The 17,306-nt window shown below is 65.1% G+C and carries 16 protein-coding genes, 2 pseudogenes and 1 riboswitch; of the genes and pseudogenes, 8 read left to right on the forward strand and 10 right to left on the reverse strand.

All coding sequences use genetic code 11. The features are described 5' to 3' along the window. The first annotated feature begins 67 nt into the window (after window positions 1-67). Window positions 68-1,688: pseudogene (locus tag P0Y64_05325) on the forward strand (alkaline phosphatase D family protein). Between the two features lie 22 nt (window positions 1,689-1,710). Here the strand turns inward: P0Y64_05325 and P0Y64_05330 are convergent. The 6 genes and pseudogenes from P0Y64_05330 to crtY form a co-directional block, all read right to left on the reverse strand. Next, a complete protein-coding gene (locus P0Y64_05330) occupies window positions 1,711-2,151 on the reverse strand; it encodes a GNAT family N-acetyltransferase (GenBank protein WEK44235.1) in 441 nt (146 codons plus the stop codon). A 45-nt stretch (window positions 2,152-2,196) separates the two neighbouring features. Further along, window positions 2,197-2,391: a hypothetical protein gene (locus P0Y64_05335; protein WEK44236.1), complete on the reverse strand. Its 195-nt coding sequence runs from the start codon at window positions 2,389-2,391 to the stop codon at window positions 2,197-2,199. Between the two features lie 60 nt (window positions 2,392-2,451). Then, entirely contained in the window at window positions 2,452-3,390 is a 939-nt protein-coding gene (locus P0Y64_05340) for a phytoene/squalene synthase family protein (protein WEK44977.1), read from the reverse strand. After that, window positions 3,387-3,968 carry a TIGR00730 family Rossman fold protein gene (locus P0Y64_05345; protein WEK44237.1) on the reverse strand — a complete coding sequence of 194 codons (582 nt, stop codon included), beginning with the start codon at window positions 3,966-3,968 and terminating at the stop codon, window positions 3,387-3,389. Before P0Y64_05345 ends, P0Y64_05340 begins: the two co-directional genes overlap by 4 nt. A gap of 67 nt (window positions 3,969-4,035) precedes the next feature. Beyond that, window positions 4,036-5,512 (reverse strand): annotated as a pseudogene (locus P0Y64_05350) (phytoene desaturase). Then, window positions 5,509-6,669 (reverse strand): lycopene beta-cyclase CrtY, encoded by a 1,161-nt coding sequence (crtY, locus tag P0Y64_05355; protein WEK44238.1) that lies wholly within the window; start codon window positions 6,667-6,669, stop codon window positions 5,509-5,511. The pseudogene P0Y64_05350 and the gene crtY overlap by 4 nt, the downstream one beginning before the upstream one ends. Before the next feature lie 122 nt (window positions 6,670-6,791). Between crtY and P0Y64_05360 the strand changes: the two genes are divergently transcribed. From P0Y64_05360 to P0Y64_05390, 7 genes are all read left to right on the forward strand, one after another. Continuing rightward, entirely contained in the window at window positions 6,792-7,595 is an 804-nt protein-coding gene (locus tag P0Y64_05360; protein ID WEK44239.1) for a sterol desaturase family protein, read from the forward strand. Then, on the forward strand, window positions 7,561-7,950 hold the full coding sequence (locus tag P0Y64_05365; protein WEK44240.1) for a DUF2141 domain-containing protein: 390 nt from the start codon (window positions 7,561-7,563) through the stop codon (window positions 7,948-7,950). The genes P0Y64_05360 and P0Y64_05365 overlap by 35 nt, the downstream gene beginning before the upstream one ends. 68 nt (window positions 7,951-8,018) lie before the next feature. Next, a complete protein-coding gene (locus P0Y64_05370) occupies window positions 8,019-8,867 on the forward strand; it encodes a MipA/OmpV family protein (GenBank protein WEK44241.1) in 849 nt (282 codons plus the stop codon). Between the two features lie 154 nt (window positions 8,868-9,021). Beyond that, entirely contained in the window at window positions 9,022-9,972 is a 951-nt protein-coding gene (locus P0Y64_05375; GenBank protein ID WEK44242.1) for a ferritin-like domain-containing protein, read from the forward strand. Between the two features lie 46 nt (window positions 9,973-10,018). Beyond that, complete coding sequence (locus tag P0Y64_05380; protein WEK44243.1) at window positions 10,019-11,005, forward strand: ferritin-like domain-containing protein; 987 nt, start codon at window positions 10,019-10,021, stop codon at window positions 11,003-11,005. 48 nt (window positions 11,006-11,053) lie between these two features. Next, window positions 11,054-11,163: riboswitch (TPP riboswitch) on the forward strand. A 42-nt stretch (window positions 11,164-11,205) separates the two neighbouring features. After that, entirely contained in the window at window positions 11,206-13,053 is a 1,848-nt protein-coding gene (gene thiC, locus P0Y64_05385) for a phosphomethylpyrimidine synthase ThiC (protein WEK44244.1), read from the forward strand. A 90-nt stretch (window positions 13,054-13,143) separates the two neighbouring features. Then, on the forward strand, window positions 13,144-14,421 hold the full coding sequence (locus P0Y64_05390; GenBank protein ID WEK44245.1) for a hypothetical protein: 1,278 nt from the start codon (window positions 13,144-13,146) through the stop codon (window positions 14,419-14,421). A 25-nt stretch (window positions 14,422-14,446) separates the two neighbouring features. Here the strand turns inward: P0Y64_05390 and ung are convergent, their stop codons facing one another. The 4 genes from ung to P0Y64_05410 form a co-directional block, all read right to left on the reverse strand. After that, complete coding sequence (gene ung / locus P0Y64_05395) at window positions 14,447-15,151, reverse strand: uracil-DNA glycosylase (protein ID WEK44246.1); 705 nt, start codon at window positions 15,149-15,151, stop codon at window positions 14,447-14,449. 19 nt (window positions 15,152-15,170) lie between these two features. Beyond that, entirely contained in the window at window positions 15,171-15,479 is a 309-nt protein-coding gene (locus P0Y64_05400; GenBank protein ID WEK44247.1) for an alkylphosphonate utilization protein, read from the reverse strand. Further along, complete coding sequence (locus tag P0Y64_05405) at window positions 15,476-16,621, reverse strand: acyltransferase family protein (GenBank protein ID WEK44248.1); 1,146 nt, start codon at window positions 16,619-16,621, stop codon at window positions 15,476-15,478. The genes P0Y64_05400 and P0Y64_05405 overlap by 4 nt, the downstream gene beginning before the upstream one ends. Window positions 16,622-16,707: 86 nt before the next feature. Further along, entirely contained in the window at window positions 16,708-17,229 is a 522-nt protein-coding gene (locus P0Y64_05410; GenBank protein WEK44249.1) for a DUF1993 domain-containing protein, read from the reverse strand. Window positions 17,230-17,306: the final 77 nt, after the last annotated feature.

Genomic DNA, 17,306 nt, shown 5'->3' on the forward strand with positions numbered 1-17,306 from the left:
CCACCTGTCACGCGCGCGCCATATTACCGATTCATGCTGACGCGAATTCGCGACAACAGGGAATGCCATGCTCCGGATCGATCGCCGCTCGCTGCTCGCCACCGGCACGTTGGGGCTGGGTGCGTTCGCCATTCCCGGCTTCGCCGCCGCCCAGAATGTGATGGCCGCGCGCGGCTTCACCCATTCGGTCGCTTCGGGCGAGCCGGGGCCGGACGAGATGCTGTTGTGGACACGCTATGTCCCGCGCGCGGGCGACTCGGCCGAATTGCGCGTCGAACTCTCCGAAACCGCCGATTTCGCGCGCATCGCCGCGTCCGGCGCACAGATCACCGGCCCATGGCGCGACTGGACAGCCAAGATCACCGTGACGGGGCTCAAGCCGGCGCGCAGCTATCACTATCGCTTCGTCGCGCCCGACGGCAGCTTCTCGCCCGTGGGCAAGACGAAAACCTTGCCCGATGACGCGACCCGCAGTTTCCGCACCGCGATCTTCTCTTGCTCGAACATGGCGTTCGGCTGGTTCAACGCATATGGCCACGCCGCCGCACGCGACGATCTGGATCTGTGGATTCACCTCGGCGACTATTTCTACGAATATGGCACCGGCCATTACCCCGCCGCGAAAGACGCCGTGGCGGGCCGCATTCCCGAACCAGCCGGGGAGATCATCCACCTCGCCGACTATCGCCTGCGCTACGCCAGCTATCGCGCCGATCCCGATCTTCAGGCGCTCCACGCGCGATTGCCGATGATCGCGCAGTGGGACGATCACGAAAGCGCCAACGATAGCTGGGAAGGTGGCGCGGAAAATCACGATTCCGCGACCGAAGGCGATTGGAACCAGCGCCGCGCCGCCGCGATCCAGGCCTATCGCGAATGGACGCCGGTGTCGGACGAGCCGTGGAAGGCCTATGACATTGGCGCGCTGGCGACGCTCTATCGCACCGAGTCGCGGCTTCTGGCGCGGACCCGCCAGCGCGAAATCGCCGAATTCCTGAAAGCGCCCGATCTGGTCCGCGCGCTCACCCAATTCCGCGATCACGATTGGCAGGACACCGCCGTCACCATGCTGGGCAGCCAGCAGGAGGCGTGGTGGCCTGCGCGCCTCGGTGAAGGCGGGCCGCCGCTGGCAGGTCGTCGGTTTCGGCACGGTGATGGGCGAGACGCGCACCCCGCCCGATGCGCAATCGTGGCTCGATGCCCGCGCGAGCGAGCGATCGCGCGGCTATGTCGCGGCGGGAATCGCGGCGGCGAAACTGGGGATGCCCTCGAATTACGATAACTGGGGCGGCTATCCCGCCGCGCGCCGCCGGTTCCTTGACGCGGCACGCGCCGCGCAGGCGAACCTTATCGTCATCACCGGCGACAGCCACAATGCCTGGGCGTTCGATCTGACGCAGGACGGCGGCTCCGTCGGCGTGGAGTTCGCCGGCCATTCGGTCACCTCGCCCGGCTATGAAAGCGCGCTGGCGGTCGATCCGGCGCAGGTTGGCCGCTCGCTCGTCGCATTCAACCCGGAACTGAAATGGTGCGACACCAGCCGGCGCGGCTATATGGCGATGACGATCACGCCCGATCGCGTCAGCAACGACTGGCTATTCGTCGATACGGTCCGGGCGCGCGGCGCGAAGACGGCCATCGGCCACACCGCGTCGGTGCGACGCGAGCGACGGAAGATGGACGCATAAGGGCCGGGGCGCCGGCAAGCGATCACACCACGAGACGGAGAATCGGCCGCTCCCACGGCGCTTTCGCCGTGGGTGGATAAACGCCGGCGGCAATCGCCCCCATCCGCTTGTAGAAACCGGCCGAGGGCGGATGAGAGACGATCCGGATGGTCTTGACGGCCATCCGCCGTGCCTCCTCCTTCATATGATCGAACAACAATGCGCCCAGGCCGTTGCCCTGCGCGCTATCGGCAATGAACATCAGATCCAGTTCGGGCTCGCCGACCAGCGTCAGACTATAAAAGCCGGCGACTACGTTTTCGCCCACGGCCAGGAACACCCTGTCTCGCGCCACCTGATCGGGGGTGAGCGCATAGCCATCAAGGATGCTGGCATATCGGCCGGAATAAGCGGCGGATGCGTGCATCAGCGCGGTCAGCGCGCTGGCATCCTCGGCGACGGCGCGACGGATCAGGAAGGGCATCGCGCGTGGATATCGAATCGGTCCGCGACGGCCAACCCGTCGCCGCTATTCCCCGCGCTCGATCGGCAGTGACCAGCGAATCTGATCGCGCAGCATCGCTTCCAGATCTGCCGCGCCATGACCATGGGCGGTGGCACGTTTGCGGAGCAAGGCGCTCAATAGATTTGCGCGGGTTGCCGGCTGTTGCGCGGCGCGACCTTTTTCGAGTGCGCGGGCGAGGGTGAGCGAAAGCTTCGACATACCCGCGATTTACGCATTGCCGGTTTGCCCGATGGATAAAGCGATTGGTTAGCGACAGATTTATCTTGGGCGCGTCCACAGCATCGGCGCGCGCGGCGCATCGGGGGCCACACCCAACGCCTCGATCCCGGCGCGAGCGACCTGCGCGAGCTTCGCCAACTTGCCGGTCGAAACGCGCCCGTCCCAAGCGCGGCCGCCGCGCTCCGCCACTTCCCGCGCGATGTCGCCATAAATGCCCGCCGCCGCCAGCACCGCCCAGCGCGAGCGCAGCGGCAACCGCGTCGCGCCGACGCGCGCGCTTGCCTCATGCAGTGCGGCGCGGTCGGTCAACCGGCGGACCAGCACCACCAGCCGCTCACGAAACGGCGGCTTCATGTGTTGGCCCGGCGGAATATCCATCTCCACCAGCCATTCGACCGGCAGATAACAACGGCCGACGCGATCATCCTCCGCCACATCGCGCGCGATATTGGCAAGCTGGAAGGCCATGCCGAGATCGCACGCGCGATCGAGTGTATCCTGGTCATCAGGCGCCACCCCCATCACCACCGCCATCATGCAGCCGACCGCGCCGGCGACGTGATAGCAATAACGATAGAGGTCATCCTCGCTGCGCGGTCGCCAATTCTCCGCGTCGAGCCGAAAACCGGCGACGAGATCGTGCGCGAAACGTGGCGGTAGCGCGGTTTCCGCGGCAACGATGCGCAGCGCCTCGAACGCCGCGTCGCCCGTCGGCTCACCCGCCAGCGCCGCTGTCGTCAGCCGCTCGACCATTTCCACCCGCGCCAGCGGATCGGCGACCACGCTCATGTCATGGCCGTGATCCTGCCCGTCGATCAGATCATCGCAGCGCCGACACCATGAATAGAGCAGCCACGCCCGCTCACGCGTGATCGGATCGAACAACCGGCTTGCCAGCGCGAAGCTCTTCGATCCGCGCGCAATCGATTCCCGCGCCGTCGCAACGACCGTGGGTCGATCAGGCGCGGCGGGATTCAGAGATCTTCCGCCTTCATTCGCACGATCGGCTGAGTCGGCACATGCGCCGCCATGCGATCGAGCAGCACATCGAGCGTATCGGCGACGATCAGCAGGTCGCGATGCTGCAGCCGCAGGAAGCCGACGGTCGCCATCTTGTGCCAGAAGGCGATGAGATCGTCATAATAGCCCTCCGCGTTGAACAAACCGACCGGATCGCTGTGATAGCCGATCTGCGCCCAGGACAGGGCCTCCCACAATTCGTCCATCGTGCCGGTGCCGCCGGGGATGGTGACAAAGCCGTCGGCGATATCGGTGAACGCCTTCTTGCGCTCATGCATACCGGGCACGACGTGCAGCTCGGTCAGCCCACGATGCGCGACTTCGGCATCGACCAGCGCCTGCGGGATCACGCCGATCACCTCGCCCCCAGCCTCCAGCGCCGCATCGGCCACCGCGCCCATCAGCCCCAGCCGGCCACCGCCATAGACCACGCCGATTCCGCGCTCGGCCAGTCCGCGCCCGACATTGCGTGCGATTTCGAGATAGATCGGATCGGCCGGCGTGGCCGAACCGCAATAGACGGCGAGACGCTTCATATCATCAACCTGCTGGAGTGGCGCGCCGCGCTATCGAAAGGCGCCGTTCCGGGCAAGTCGCGCGCTTTCACCCGCGCCCGAGCATCAGCGCGGCGGTCGCCTTCGCGCTGCCCACCACGCCGGGGATGCCGGCGCCGGGATGCGTGCCCGCGCCGACGAAATAGAGGTTCGAGATCGCATCGTCGCGATTGTGGACGCGGAAATAGCGCGCTCTGCATCAGCGTCGGCTCCAGGCTGAACGCGCTGCCGAGGTGCGCATTCAGATCCTGCGCGAAATCCGCCGGGGTGTAGCTGAACTTTGTCACGATCCGTTCGTGGATATCCGGGATCAGCCGCCGCCCGATCTCATCGAGGATGCGCTTTTCCATGATCGGGGCGAGGCGGCTCCAATCCTCCGGGAATTTGCCGAGATGCGGCACGGGCGCGAGCGCGTAGAAGGTCGAGCACCCCTCGGGCGCCAGCGACGGATCGGTAACGGTCGGGTGATGCAGGTAAAGCGAGAAATCCGCCGACAACACGCCATGATCGTAAATGTCGGCGAGCAATTCGCGATAGCGCGGGCCGAACAGGATCATATGGTGCGGGATGCCCGGCCATGTCCCCCTGATCCCGAAATGGACTAGGAACAGCGACGGCGAATAGCGTTTGCGCTCCAGCCGGTCCGCGCTGCGCCGCCCGGCGGCCGAATCGGCCAGCAACGTGCGATAGGTATGGACGATATCGCTGTTCGCCGCGACCATCGCGCAGTCGCTGCGCCATCCGCTTTCGGTTTCCACCGCCGTAACGCGATCGCCCATCGTCTCGATCCGCGTCACCGCGTCGCCAAGCCGGATCGTGCCGCCCAGCCGCTCGAACAGCGAAACCATCCCCGCCACCAGCCGATTGGTGCCGCCTTGCGCGAACCACACGCCGCCATCGCGTTCCAGCTTGTGGATCAGGGTATAGATCGCGCTGGTCGTCATCGGATTACCGCCGACGAGCAGGCTGTGGAACGACAGCGCCTGCCGCAGCTTCTCGTTGCGCACGAAGCGCGAGACGGTGGAATAGACCGATCGCCACGCCTGATATTTCGCCAGCGCGGGCGCCGCCTTCACCATCGATGCGAAATCGAGAAAGGCGACATGGCCAAGATTTTCGTAACCCTCGCGATAGACGCCGGCCGAATAATCGAGGAATTTCTGATAGCCCGCGATATCCGCCGGATCGAGCTTGCCGATCTCCGCGCGGAGCAACGTATCGTCGTTGGTATAATCGAAGTTCGTCCCGTCCGGCCAGTTGAGCCGATAGAAGGGATTGACCGGCTGGAGCGTCACGTCCGCCGCCATATCCTGCCCGGAAAGCGCCCATAGCTCCTTCAGGCACGCCGGATCGGTGATGACCGTCGGGCCGGCATCGAACGTATAACCGTCCTTCTCCCAGAAATAGGCGCGACCGCCCGGCTTGTCGCGCGCCTCGACGATAGTGGTCGCCACGCCCGCCGATTGCAGCCGGATGGCAAGCGCCAACCCGCCGAATCCGGCCCCGATCACCACCGCCGTTGTCACGCCATCCGTCTCGCCACCTTCACCGCGCGCCAGAACGGCACGGGAGGCTTGCCACTAAGCACCCGCGCCTTATCCGGAAAGGTGGAACGTGCGGCATAGAAGCGCGAAATCAGCCCGGCGGGCAGGCGATAGAAGCGTTCGAGCACGCGATAGCGCGCATCCGGATCGGCCGCGCGAAACAGCATCGCCGCGAGCAGCCGGTAAAAGCGCCGATCATCCCACAAGGCGCGGGCGTAATCGTGAGTGAGCGTGTGGAGCGCCTCCCCTGACAGATCGTCGGCCGCCGCGAGTCGCACCGCGAGTCGCACCGCATCGGGCAGCGAATAGCCGGTCATGGGATGGAACAACCCGGCGCGCATCCCGGCCTTCGCCACCCGCAGCCCGCCCGCGCGCCAATAAGCCTCGAAATCGCCGCCGATCACCACCGGCAGCGCGCCGCGCTCCTCATGCCCGATCTCGCTGACCTGCCAGCCGCGATTCTCCGCATAAACGTCGATCCGCCGATTGAGCGCGCCGGCATTCAGCGTCGCGGTGTCACTGTAATAAGTATCTTCGACGAACAGCCGCGTCGGAGAGAAGGGCAGGCAATAGACGAAGCGATAACCGTCATGCTGCGCGACGGTCGCGTCCATCACGATCGGGCGTTCCAGCCCGTGGCCGCCCGCGATCTCCAGTTCGCGCCCCACGAATTTCTGCCAGCCCAGCTCCAGTGCCGACAGATCGCCCGCACCGCGCGCGTCGATCACGCCCTTCGCCTCGAACCGATCGCCATCGGCCAGCGACACGCTCGTCGCGGTGCAACCGAGCACCTTGCGCCCGGTCATCACCGCGGCTTCGGGCAGGCGCGCGCGCACCACCCGATCGAGCCGCGCGGATTCGATCGAATAATATGGCTGGAGCAATGTGCGGCTGTGGAGCGGAAACGCAACGTCATAGCCCGGCCACGCATGGCAGACGAGCGGCGCGAGCAGCCAGCGATCCTCCTTCGCCACATCACCGTCGAAGAACGACCAGAGATGATTGCCGCCGATCGTCTCGCCCGCCTCGATCAGCAGCAACGAAAGTTCGGGCCGCTTTTCCGCGAGCGCCAATGCGATCAGCGATCCTGCGAGACCACCGCCGACGATCGCCAGGTCGCAGCTGTGGATTTCAGCCATCCGCGCGGCGTAGCGGATCGCTCCGCCCGGCGATAGAGCGGGAAAACCACCCGCAGCCCCGGATCGGGACAGGCCGCGGCGCGGTTCTTCTCCATCGAAATCCGCGCTACAACCGCCTCACGATGCCGCTCGCCATCCTCCTCTCCGCGCTCGCCATGACCGCGATCGTCGGCGTGCGTTACCTGTTGTCGAGCGGTGCCTTCGCCCTCGCCACGCGGATACGGCATCCCGGCCTCTATCGCGGGCTGGATCCGCAGATGCGGCGCGAGATCACGTGGAGCCTCGCCTCCGCCGCCATTTATGGTGTCCCCGCCGGCGTGGTGGCGTGGGGCTGGCAGAATCGCGGCTGGACGCGGATCTACACCGATCTGCACGCCTTTCCCTTATGGTATCTGCCGCTGTCGGTGCTGCTCTACCTCGCGGCGCACGACACATGGTTCTACTGGACGCACCGCTGGATGCATTTGCCCGGCCCGTTCCGGGTGGCGCATGCCGTCCATCACGCCAGCCGACCACCGACCGCCTGGGCCGCGATGGCATTCCACCCGATCGAGGCGATCACCGGCGCTGTGGCAATTCCGCTACTGGTGTTCCTCATTCCGATCCATGTCGCGGGGCTTGGGCTGGTGCTGACGATCATGACGGTTATGGGGGTGACCAACCACATGGGGTGGGAGATTTTCCCGCGCTTCATGTGGCGCGGGAAACTGGGCGGCTGGCTGATAACGGCGAGCCACCACCAGCGCCACCACGAGCGGTACGGATGCAATTATGGCCTTTATTTCCGCTTCTGGGATCGGCTCTGCGGCACCGATGGCGGGATCGGGGACTTTGCCCGCGCGCATGATCGCGCGCGCCGCGCCACGGCTGGCGCTGATGCTGGCGGGCATGATGCTGATCGGCGCAGCCCCGGTAGCGCCGCTTGATCTGAGCTTCACCAATCTCCGTTCGGACAAGGGGATGGTGCGCATCTGCATCACCATCGTGCCGAAGAATTTTCCCGCCTGCCGCGACGAGCAACATGCCGTGACACGCTCGATCCCGGCCGCGACACGTCATCTGCGGATCGAGGGCCTGCCGGCCGGTGATTACGCCGTCGCGGTGATCCATGACGAGAATGGCAACGGCAAGCTCGATACCTTCGCCGGCATCCCGCGCGAGGGGTTCGGCTTCTCGCGCAACCCCGCGATCGGCTTCGGGCCGCCCAGTTTCGCCGCAGCGCGCTTCACGCTTGATGGCGCGGGCGCGACACAGGAAATCCGGCTGCGCTACCTGTTGTAGCCGCAGGTGCGACGGACCCGAACGCCGGCCCACGGGTTAGAACCAGAGATAATAGACGGGGATTTCAGTTGCGCGCCTTACATCTTATCGCTCTTGCCGGCGCTGTCGCCGCCACGCCCGCGCTGGCGCAACAGGTCGCCGAGTCTTCCGCCGAAGATCTTTCGCGCGACACGGTGACGGTGGGCGTCGCCGCCAGCTATTTGACCGATTACGAAGGATCGAATCACTATTCCTTCTTCCCGCTGCCCGGCGCGATCGGCTCGATCAACGGATATAGTTTTACCGTGCTCGGCAACCGCGCGAGCGTCGATCTGATCCGGGACAAACCGGGGCAACGCTGGGATTTCGAAGCAGGGCCGATCGCCGTGATCGATTTCAACCGCAATGCCCGCGGCTCGATCAACGATCCACGGGTGCGCGCGCTGCCGACGCGCGGGCTGGCGGTGGAACTCGGCGGCTATGTCGGGATCGGCAAGACCGGGGTGATCACCAGCGATTATGACAAATTGTCGCTGTCGCTGAGCTATCGTCACGATATCACCGGGGTGAACGGCAGCGCGATCGTCTCGCCGACGGTCAATTATATCACCCCGCTCAGCCGCAAGACGGCGATCGCGCTGTTCGTCACGGCCGAACATGTCAGCAAGCGATACGTCACCGCCTATTTCGATGTGACCCCGGCGGATAGCCTGGCCAGCGGGCTCCCGGTGTTCAGCGGGAGCGGTGGGTGGAAGAGCTGGTCGGCCGGTGCGATCGGCACCGTTTCCGTGTCTGGCGATCTGCTCCACGGCTGGAAGCTGATTGGCGGCGTCACCTATCGCCGGATAACCGGCGACGCGGCCGACAGCCCGCTCGTCACCATCGCCGGTTCGCCGAACCAGTGGCTTGGCGCGCTTGGCGTGGCTTATACCTTTTGATTAAAGCGCATTCGGGAAGCGACACGCAATTGATCAACGCTTATGGCGACGCGGTCGCGATTCTGTCGATTCGTTCAGCTTGGCGACAGCGAAACGGTATAGGCGACGTTTTTGCCCGGCAACGTAACGGGTGGGTTCAGGAAGGAAGGCAACGATGACGCAGGATGAGCGACTTGTCGGCACGCCGGAGGCGCCCGAGGAACGGCGCGATGACCGCCGTGCCTTCTTCGCCGCCGCTGTAGGCGCGGTAGCGATCGGCGCGGGCGCGTTCATTTTCTCCGATCCCGTCGCGGCGCAGACGATCACCGATGCCGATGTGCTGAACTTCGCGCTCAACCTCGAGTATCTTCAGGCCAATTATTACAGCTATGCCTCGAGCGGCGCCGGCCTCGGCACCGCCGACACGCAGAGCGGCGCGGCCACGCCCACCCCGGGCAGCGCGATCATCGCAGGGCATCAGGCGACCTTCACCGATCCGCTCGTCGCGGCTTATGCCAAGGAAATGGCAGCCGACCAGCTCGCGCAGGTCCGCTTCCTGCGCACCCAGCTCGGCATTTCGGCGGTCGCGCAGCCGGCAATCGACCTCGGCTTCACTGCGACCAGCGCGTTCAGCGTGATGGCGCAAAGGGCCGGCGTGGTTGGTGCGGGCGCAGTATTCGATCCCTATGCCTCGGATGCCAACTTCCTGCTCGGTGCCTTCTTCCTGCAGGATCTCGCGGTCAGCGCCTATCAGGGCCTGATCCAGTTGATCTCGACCAAAGCCTTCCAGGAAGCCGTCTGCGGCCTGATGGCGACCGAGGGCTATCACGCCGCGCTGGTGCGCACGACGCTGTACCAGAAGAACCTCATCACGCAGGCGCAGGCGATCTCCGACTATCGTGACAGCATCGACGGCGGCTCGGACGACGATCAGGGCATCACCCCGGTCAGCTCCGGCAGTGGCACGGTGGCGAACATCGCGCCGGTCGACGGCAATGCCAACACCTTCCCGCGTGGCAGCGGCCAGGTGCTCAACATCCTGTTCCTGAACCGCGCCGCGGTGACGACGGGCGGGTTCTTCCCGGGCGGCGTCAACGGCAACATCACGACGAGCGCCGCGAGCTGAGGCCGAAACGCCCGCTCTCGCCACACAGGATTCAGGGATTATCGTCATGATCGACCAGGAAAAGATCACCACCGTCCTCGATGCCGCCGCGCTGCGCAGCGCCGAGCGCCGTCGCTTCCTCAGCCTCGCCGGGCGCACCGGCGCCGCTGCCGGCGGCCTGGCGCTGCTGTCCGCCTGCGGCGGCAACAGCTCGTCGTCCGCCACGCCAACGCCCACCCCGAGCCCCAGCTCGACGGCCAGCGTGGAGGCGGCGGATATTTCGATCCTCAACCTCGCGTTGAACCTCGAATACCTCTCCGCGCAATATTTCTCCTATGCCGCGTTCGGCACCGGACTGCCGGCGAGCGACCTGTCCGGCCCCACCACGCCGGGCACGGTAACCGGCGGCGCACTGGTGCCGTTCGCGGACCCGATCGTCGCCGCCTGCGCGCGCGAGATCGCCCGCGATGAGCGTGCGCATGTCGAATTTCTCCGTTCGCAGATCGGTGCGACGGCAGTGGCGATGCCGGCGATCAACATCGACGGCGGCGCGACCGGCGCGTTCACCACCTTCGCGCAGCTTGCCACGGTGGTCGGCGCCGGGGTGCCCTTCAACCCTTATGCATCGGACGAGAATTTCCTCTACGGCGCATTCCTCCTCAAGGACGTGCTGGTCACCGTCTACAAGGGGCTGACCCCGCTGATCGGCACGCCTTCCTACGTCACCGCCGCGTCGGGGATTTTGGGGACCGAATCCTATCATGCCGGCCTGATCCGCACGCTTCTCTATTCGAAGGGGCTCACCGCCAATCCGGGCCTGTTCAGCACCGCGCGCGACAGCCTCGATGGCGCTTCCACGCTCGACAAGGGCATTGCCGGCGCGGACGCGACGATCTCGAACATCGCGCCAGTCGATGGCAACGGCATCGTGTTCAGCCGTACGACCGGGCAGGCGCTCAACATCTTCTTCCAGAACAAGGCGGCGGTAACCTCCGGGGGCTTCTTCCCGTCCGGCGTCAACGGCACGATCAACATGAGCGCCGCCAGCGGCTGATGAGCCGGGCGGCGCTGGACGCCGCCCGCCAACCGGCCTAAGCCTGCATATTCATCCCCGGGGGACCGCTTCGTCGCGGTTGAGAGGAGGGCCGCAGCCCTCGACCCGCTGAACCTGATCCGGCTGACACCGGCGTAGGGAGGGAGCGGCGCATCAACCCGTCCGTGTCCTTCCCCGCGACAACGCGAGGAACGAGTAACATGGCCGATATCCCAGCCCGCACCGAGATCGGCGTCACCACCGGCCCGATTCGCGGCAGCCGCAAAATCCACGTCGGCCCGCTCAAGGTAGCGATGCGCGCGATCGATCTGGAGCCTTCATCCGGCGAGCCGCCGCTCAACGTCTATGATACCTCTGGCCCGTACAGCGACCCCGATGCGCGGATCGACATCATGGCCGGCCTCCCCGCGCTGCGCCGCGACTGGATCGTCGGGCGGGGCGATGTCGAAAGTTATGACGCGCGAGCGGTGAAGCCCGAGGATAACGGCCTCAAGGGCCCCGATCGCTCGGCCGGCGTCCCACAATTCCCCAATGTCGTGAAGCGTCCGCTGCGCGCCAGGCCCGGCATGAACGTCAGCCAGATGCATTACGCCCGGCGCGGCATCATCACGCCGGAAATGGAATATGTCGCCACCCGCGAAAATCTCGGACGCGAGATGCTGCGCGAATATGTCCGCGACGGCCAGAGCTTCGGCGCGGCGATCCCGGACTATGTGACGCCCGAATTCGTCCGTGACGAAGTGGCGCGCGGCCGCGCGATCATCCCGAACAACATCAACCACCCCGAATCCGAGCCGATGGCGATCGGCCGCAACTTCCTGGTCAAGATCAACGCCAATATCGGCAACTCAGCCGTCGCCAGCGACGTGGCGAGCGAAGTCGACAAGATGGTGTGGTCGATCCGCTGGGGCGCGGACACGGTGATGGACCTGTCCACCGGCCGCAACATTCACGACACGCGCGAATGGATTCTCCGCAACTCGCCGGTGCCGATCGGCACGGTGCCGATCTATCAGGCGCTGGAAAAGGTCGGCGGCATCGCGGAAGACCTGACGTGGGAAATCTTCCGCGACACGCTGATCGAACAGGCCGAACAGGGCGTGGACTATTTCACGATCCACGCCGGCGTGCGCCTGCCATATGTGCCACTGACCGCAAAACGCGTCACCGGCATCGTGTCGCGCGGCGGATCGATCATGGCGAAATGGTGCCTCGCGCATCACAAGGAATCGTTCCTCTACGAGCGGTTCGACGAGATCACCGAGATCATGAAGGCATATGACATCGCCTACAGCCTCGGCGACGGCCTGCGCCCCGGCTCGATCGCGGACGCCAACGACGAGGCGCAGTTCGCCGAACTCTATACGCTTGGCGAACTGACCAAGCGCGCCTGGGAACAGGACGTGCAGGTGATGATCGAAGGCCCCGGCCATGTGCCGATGCACAAGATCAAGGAGAATATGGACAAGCAGCTCGAAGCGTGCGGCGAGGCGCCGTTCTACACGCTCGGGCCGCTGACCACCGATATCGCGCCGGGCTATGATCATATCACCAGCGGCATCGGCGCCGCGATGATCGGCTGGTATGGCACGGCGATGCTCTGCTACGTCACGCCCAAGGAGCATCTGGGCCTGCCCGATCGCGACGACGTGAAGGTCGGCGTGGTCACATACAAGCTCGCCGCGCACGCCGCCGATCTGGCGAAGGGACACCCGGCGGCGAAGATGCGCGACGACGCGCTAAGCCGCGCGCGCTTCGAATTCCGCTGGCGCGACCAGTTCAACCTGTCGCTCGATCCCGATACGGCCGAGGCCTATCACGACCAGACGCTCCCGGCCGAAGGCGCCAAGACAGCGCATTTCTGCTCGATGTGCGGGCCGAAATTCTGCTCGATGAAGATCACGCAGGAAGTGCGGGAGTTTGCCGCGAAGCAGAATGCCCCGGTCGAGACCTTCGTGGCAGCCGAGGAGGCGGAGGCCGGAATGGCGGAGATGAGCGAGAAGTTCCGCGAGAAGGGCGGGGAAGTTTACTTACCCGCTGCGGAATAGCCGCGTCATATGTGCAAAAATTATTGCCAAAACGGCGCAACATAGAAAAAGTGCCCCCGGTTCGAGCTTTTGAACCGGGGGGGATTTTTCATGCGTTATTGGTCGTATCGCACGGCACTCATGTTCGCGTCTGTTGTTGGCGCGCCTGTCGTACAGGCGCAAACTCAAGCGATGCTGCCCGTCACCTATGGCGGCGAAAAAACGACGCCGGTGCCGCAATCTCCCGCCGTTGATCCGCACGATTCACCCGAAGAGATTGCCAAGGACGCGGCGCGGGATCTCAAGGACAACCGTTTCTACAACAAGCCGGGCGCGACACGGGCGCAATATGACGCCGACTGGCAGCGCTGCCGGCTGATCGCGCGCGGATCGCGCACACCGGCCGGCTCTGTGCCGATGTTCTACAATCCGCAGCTTATGTCGCCAGTCGCAGCCGGGGTCGGGGGCGCGTTGGGCGGCCTTATCGCGGGCGCGATCGCCGAGGGGCAGCAACGGCGCGCCAATCGCCAGAGCTGCCTGCTGATCAATGGCTGGCGACTGGTTGAGGTTCCTTCGGCCGAATCAGCCCGAGTTGCCGCGATGAGCGACGCCGAACGCGACGGCTATTTCAACACGATTGTCGGTGCGGCCGAGGTTTCCGGCAAGGTGACAGCGCGAACGCGCTTCTCGCCGGTGCAGGACGCCAATCTGCATCCCGAAGCGCCGCTGACGGGTCCCGGCTCCGTGTTCCTGGGCAAGAAGGTGGATGCAGCGGCGCCATTTGCGCTTGCACCGAACGAGGCGGTGGTGGTGCTCGCCTTCCGCCGGGTCGAGCCAAGCGCGACGGGGCGTTCGGGTGGCGTGCAGATTTTGCGTTACGACGCGGCCCAGCACGATCTGCATTATCGCCCGCACGACTGGAAGAAGACGGGCGACAAGACCAGTTACAGTCTGCTCGCCACCAGCGCCGACAGGAAATCGGTTTACGAGGTACAGGTCCACCGCCTGACGCCGGGCGATTATGTTCTCGACAGTTTGACCGTCGGTCCAGGAGTGCCGACGTCAACTCATTGCTTCGGCGCGCCCACCTTCCATCTCGCGCCGGGGGAAGTGGCCTATATCGGCGATTTCATTCCCTATATGGGCGCCGAAATGGCCGCCGGCGGCAAGTTGTCGGGCCTTGTCCATGCCAATCATGTCGAGGATGCGCGCACGGTGCTGGCACGCAGCCAGCCCGCGCTTGCGACGGCGCTGAAGGCAGCCGACCTGCGCAACGGCGCTACTTATGCCTGCTCCGGTATCGTAATGTCCCGGTGGGAGATCGAAGGTTTGGAGGCGATTGCTCCTGCAACGGAGGCGCCGGCGGCTGCGGCGGCCCCGGCCTCCTGATCCTCCGATCCGGCGAGGGGGGTGGTCACGCGATTGGGTCAGCCGGCAGGGCCCAATCGATCGTCCCTCGTCCGTTCTTTTCCAAAAACGCATTCGCCTTGCTGAAATGTCCGCTGCCGAACCATCCCGTATGCGCGGACAGCGGCGACGGGTGGGGCGCCTTCAGCACGAGATGGTGGCCGCCGCGTTCGATGCTCGGCACGAACGCGGCCTTTTTCTGCGCGTAGCTGCCCCATAGCATGAACACGATCGGCTCCTCGCGCGCGGCGAGCAGGCGGATGATCGCGTCGGTGAATTTCTCCCACCCGCGATCGCGGTGCGCAGCGGCTTGCCCGCTCACCACTGTTAGCACGCTGTTGAGCAGCAGCACGCCCTGTTGCGCCCAGCTTTCAAGGAAACCGTGCGTCGGCCGCGCGAGGCCGCAATCACTCTCCAGCTCCTTGTAGATATTGACGAGGCTCGGCGGCGGGCGGACGCCGGGGCGGACGGAAAAGCACAGCCCGTGGGCCTGCCCCGGCCCGTGATAGGGATCTTGCCCAAGGATCACGACCCGCACGTCGGGCAGCGCCGTCAGCTCCAGCGCGCGGAACCAGTCGGCCGAATGCGGGAAGACCTGCTTCCCCGCCGCCTTTTCCGCGACGAGGAACTGGCGCAGCGCCGCCATATAGTCGCTGGCGAATTCGCCGCGCAGCGGCTCCTGCCAGCTTGGGTCCATCGTCGGATCAGCCATCGCCAGCCCCCTTTCCCGGTCAGCGTTTGCGGACGAACTCGGCGCGCAGCACGAGACCCTTGATGCCATCGAACTTGCAATCGATCTCCTGCGCGTCGCCGGTCAGCCGAATCGACTTGATCAACGTGCCGCGCTTCAACGTCTGGCCCGCACCCTTCACGTCGAGATCCTTGATCAGCGTAACCTGATCGCCATCGGCGAGCAGATTGCCCACCGCATCGCGCACCTCCACGCTGGCGGCGGCGGCTTGCTTGGCCGCCAGCTCGGCGGCAGGGAGCCATTCGCCGCTTTCCTCATCGAACACATATTCGTCGTCCGCCGCGCTCATCGCGTCCGTCCTTTCATTTCGTTTTTGGGTCGCAATCCGATCAACGGGCGCATCAATGGCACCGCGCGACCGCCGAGGTAGAAGGCCCAGCACCCCGCCACCGTCGCCACGACGAGAATCGCGAATTGCGTCAGGCCGGAAAGATCGAGCGGCAACAGCCAGAACATCACCAATACGATGATCGTCTGGTGGATGATGTAGAAGGGAAACACCGCCTCCGTCAGCATCGCGCGCATCGGCCCGTCGCGATTGAACCAGCGATCCGCCACCCCGAGCAGCGCGGCGATCGCGCCCCATTGCTGCAACGCATGCGCAGCGCCGTAAGGCCGCAATACCCAGCGCGGCGTCCGCACATCCGGTGGCCAGGTATATTCGATCAACAGCACGGTGCCGAAGGCCGCCAGCGCGATCACCGCAGCCACCGGCCACAGTCGCCGCAGCGCCGCCATCGCGGGCGCCGAGCGCGCCAATCCGAAGCCGAACAGGAAATAGGGCACGTACATGAAGTGCGCCATCGTATCATCGATCAGCATGTGGGTTTCGCCGGCCATCGGAAACCACCACGCATGCACCGCAAGCGCCCATGCCATCGGGATGACGATCACCCCACAGCCCCCAAACACGCGATCGAACCAGCGCTGCAACAGCTCGGTCCGCACGATCGCGACAAGCAACGCCAGCCCGAGCGTATAAACCCACAAATAGGCGATGAACCACAGATGGTTCCACGTCGGCAGCAAAATCCCGCCGAGCTTGCCGAAGCGGAAATAGTCATATGCCCAGAAATACAGGAAATCATGCGCATAACCGCGCTTGGTCACCAGCTCGACCCATGGCTGGGGGGGGACGATCACCGCGATACCGAACGCGAGGGGGACGAGCAGCCGCCAGCTACGATTGGCCAGGAACGGCCCCAGCCCGGCAGAGCGACGGATCAGCGCGCGGCTTGCATAACCCGACACGACGAACAGCAGCGGCAATCGCCACGCGTTCGTCGCCATCATCGGCAGGCGCGTCCAATCCTCGCCATTGGGGGACTTCACGTGGAAGTTCCACGGCACGAACACCATGCCGATGTGATAGAGGATGAGCAGCGCGAATGCCGCGATGCGCAGCCAATCCATCCCGTAATGCCGTGTCATCCGGGCGGCTGTAGGGCGCAAAGCCGGTCAGAACAATCGCGGGTGGGCGGCCCGGCGCTGGATCGCTCCGGGCCGCCGCTCATCAGTCAGCGCTTGATGCGCGGCATCCCCATGAAATCGCGCTTGCCGACCTGCACGCCCTTCGCGCGCAGGATCGCGTATGCAATCGAGGCGTGGAAATAGAAGTTCGGTTGCGAAAAGCTCAGCAGGAATGCGGCGCCGGTGAACGGCATCGCGGTTTCGCCGAAGCGGAATTCGGTATCGCGATCGGCCAGCGCGTTGATCTCGGCCGGATCGAGCGCCTTCAGCGTGGCGATCCCTTCCTGAACCAGCGCGTGCAGCCCGGCGAAATCGGTCGGCCAGGGCGCCATGCTCGGCGAATAGCTGCCCGCACGCGTACCGTTGATCGCGCCAACCGCGTGCTCGACGCTGGCTTTCACCTGATATCCGAATGGCAGCATATCGGGTGCGAGCCGTGCCTCGATCAGATCGGCCGGCGCGATGCCCTGTTCGGCACAATATGCTTCCGCCTTACTGATCAGCCCGTCGACCGCGCCGAGAATCTGAATGTTCGACGGAATCGTCGCGTCATAGAGGGAAAGCGTCATCAGTTCCTGCTCCTGTCAGCACGCGGCGTTCCGTTCCGCGTCATGAACCGCTATATCGTCGGCGATCCCAATAGGAA

Source organism: Candidatus Sphingomonas colombiensis, assembly GCA_029202845.1.
Classification (GTDB): domain Bacteria; phylum Pseudomonadota; class Alphaproteobacteria; order Sphingomonadales; family Sphingomonadaceae; genus Sphingomonas; species Sphingomonas colombiensis.

Bases quoted from the DNA above. Each gene is read 5' to 3' on its own strand.
- P0Y64_05330 (WEK44235.1), bottom strand. From the start codon at position 2,151: ATGCCCTTCCTGATCCGTCGCGCCGTCGCCGAGGATGCCAGCGCGCTG.
- P0Y64_05335 (WEK44236.1), bottom strand. From the start codon at position 2,391: ATGTCGAAGCTTTCGCTCACCCTCGCCCGCGCACTCGAAAAAGGTCGC.
- P0Y64_05345 (WEK44237.1), bottom strand. From the start codon at position 3,968: ATGAAGCGTCTCGCCGTCTATTGCGGTTCGGCCACGCCGGCCGATCCG.
- crtY (WEK44238.1), bottom strand. From the start codon at position 6,669: ATGGCTGAAATCCACAGCTGCGACCTGGCGATCGTCGGCGGTGGTCTC.
- P0Y64_05360 (WEK44239.1), top strand. From the start codon at position 6,792: ATGCCGCTCGCCATCCTCCTCTCCGCGCTCGCCATGACCGCGATCGTC.
- P0Y64_05365 (WEK44240.1), top strand. From the start codon at position 7,561: ATGCTGATCGGCGCAGCCCCGGTAGCGCCGCTTGATCTGAGCTTCACC.
- P0Y64_05375 (WEK44242.1), top strand. From the start codon at position 9,022: ATGACGCAGGATGAGCGACTTGTCGGCACGCCGGAGGCGCCCGAGGAA.
- P0Y64_05380 (WEK44243.1), top strand. From the start codon at position 10,019: ATGATCGACCAGGAAAAGATCACCACCGTCCTCGATGCCGCCGCGCTG.
- thiC (WEK44244.1), top strand. From the start codon at position 11,206: ATGGCCGATATCCCAGCCCGCACCGAGATCGGCGTCACCACCGGCCCG.
- P0Y64_05390 (WEK44245.1), top strand. From the start codon at position 13,144: ATGCGTTATTGGTCGTATCGCACGGCACTCATGTTCGCGTCTGTTGTT.
- ung (WEK44246.1), bottom strand. From the start codon at position 15,151: ATGGCTGATCCGACGATGGACCCAAGCTGGCAGGAGCCGCTGCGCGGC.
- P0Y64_05400 (WEK44247.1), bottom strand. From the start codon at position 15,479: ATGAGCGCGGCGGACGACGAATATGTGTTCGATGAGGAAAGCGGCGAA.
- P0Y64_05405 (WEK44248.1), bottom strand. From the start codon at position 16,621: ATGACACGGCATTACGGGATGGATTGGCTGCGCATCGCGGCATTCGCG.
- P0Y64_05410 (WEK44249.1), bottom strand. From the start codon at position 17,229: ATGACGCTTTCCCTCTATGACGCGACGATTCCGTCGAACATTCAGATT.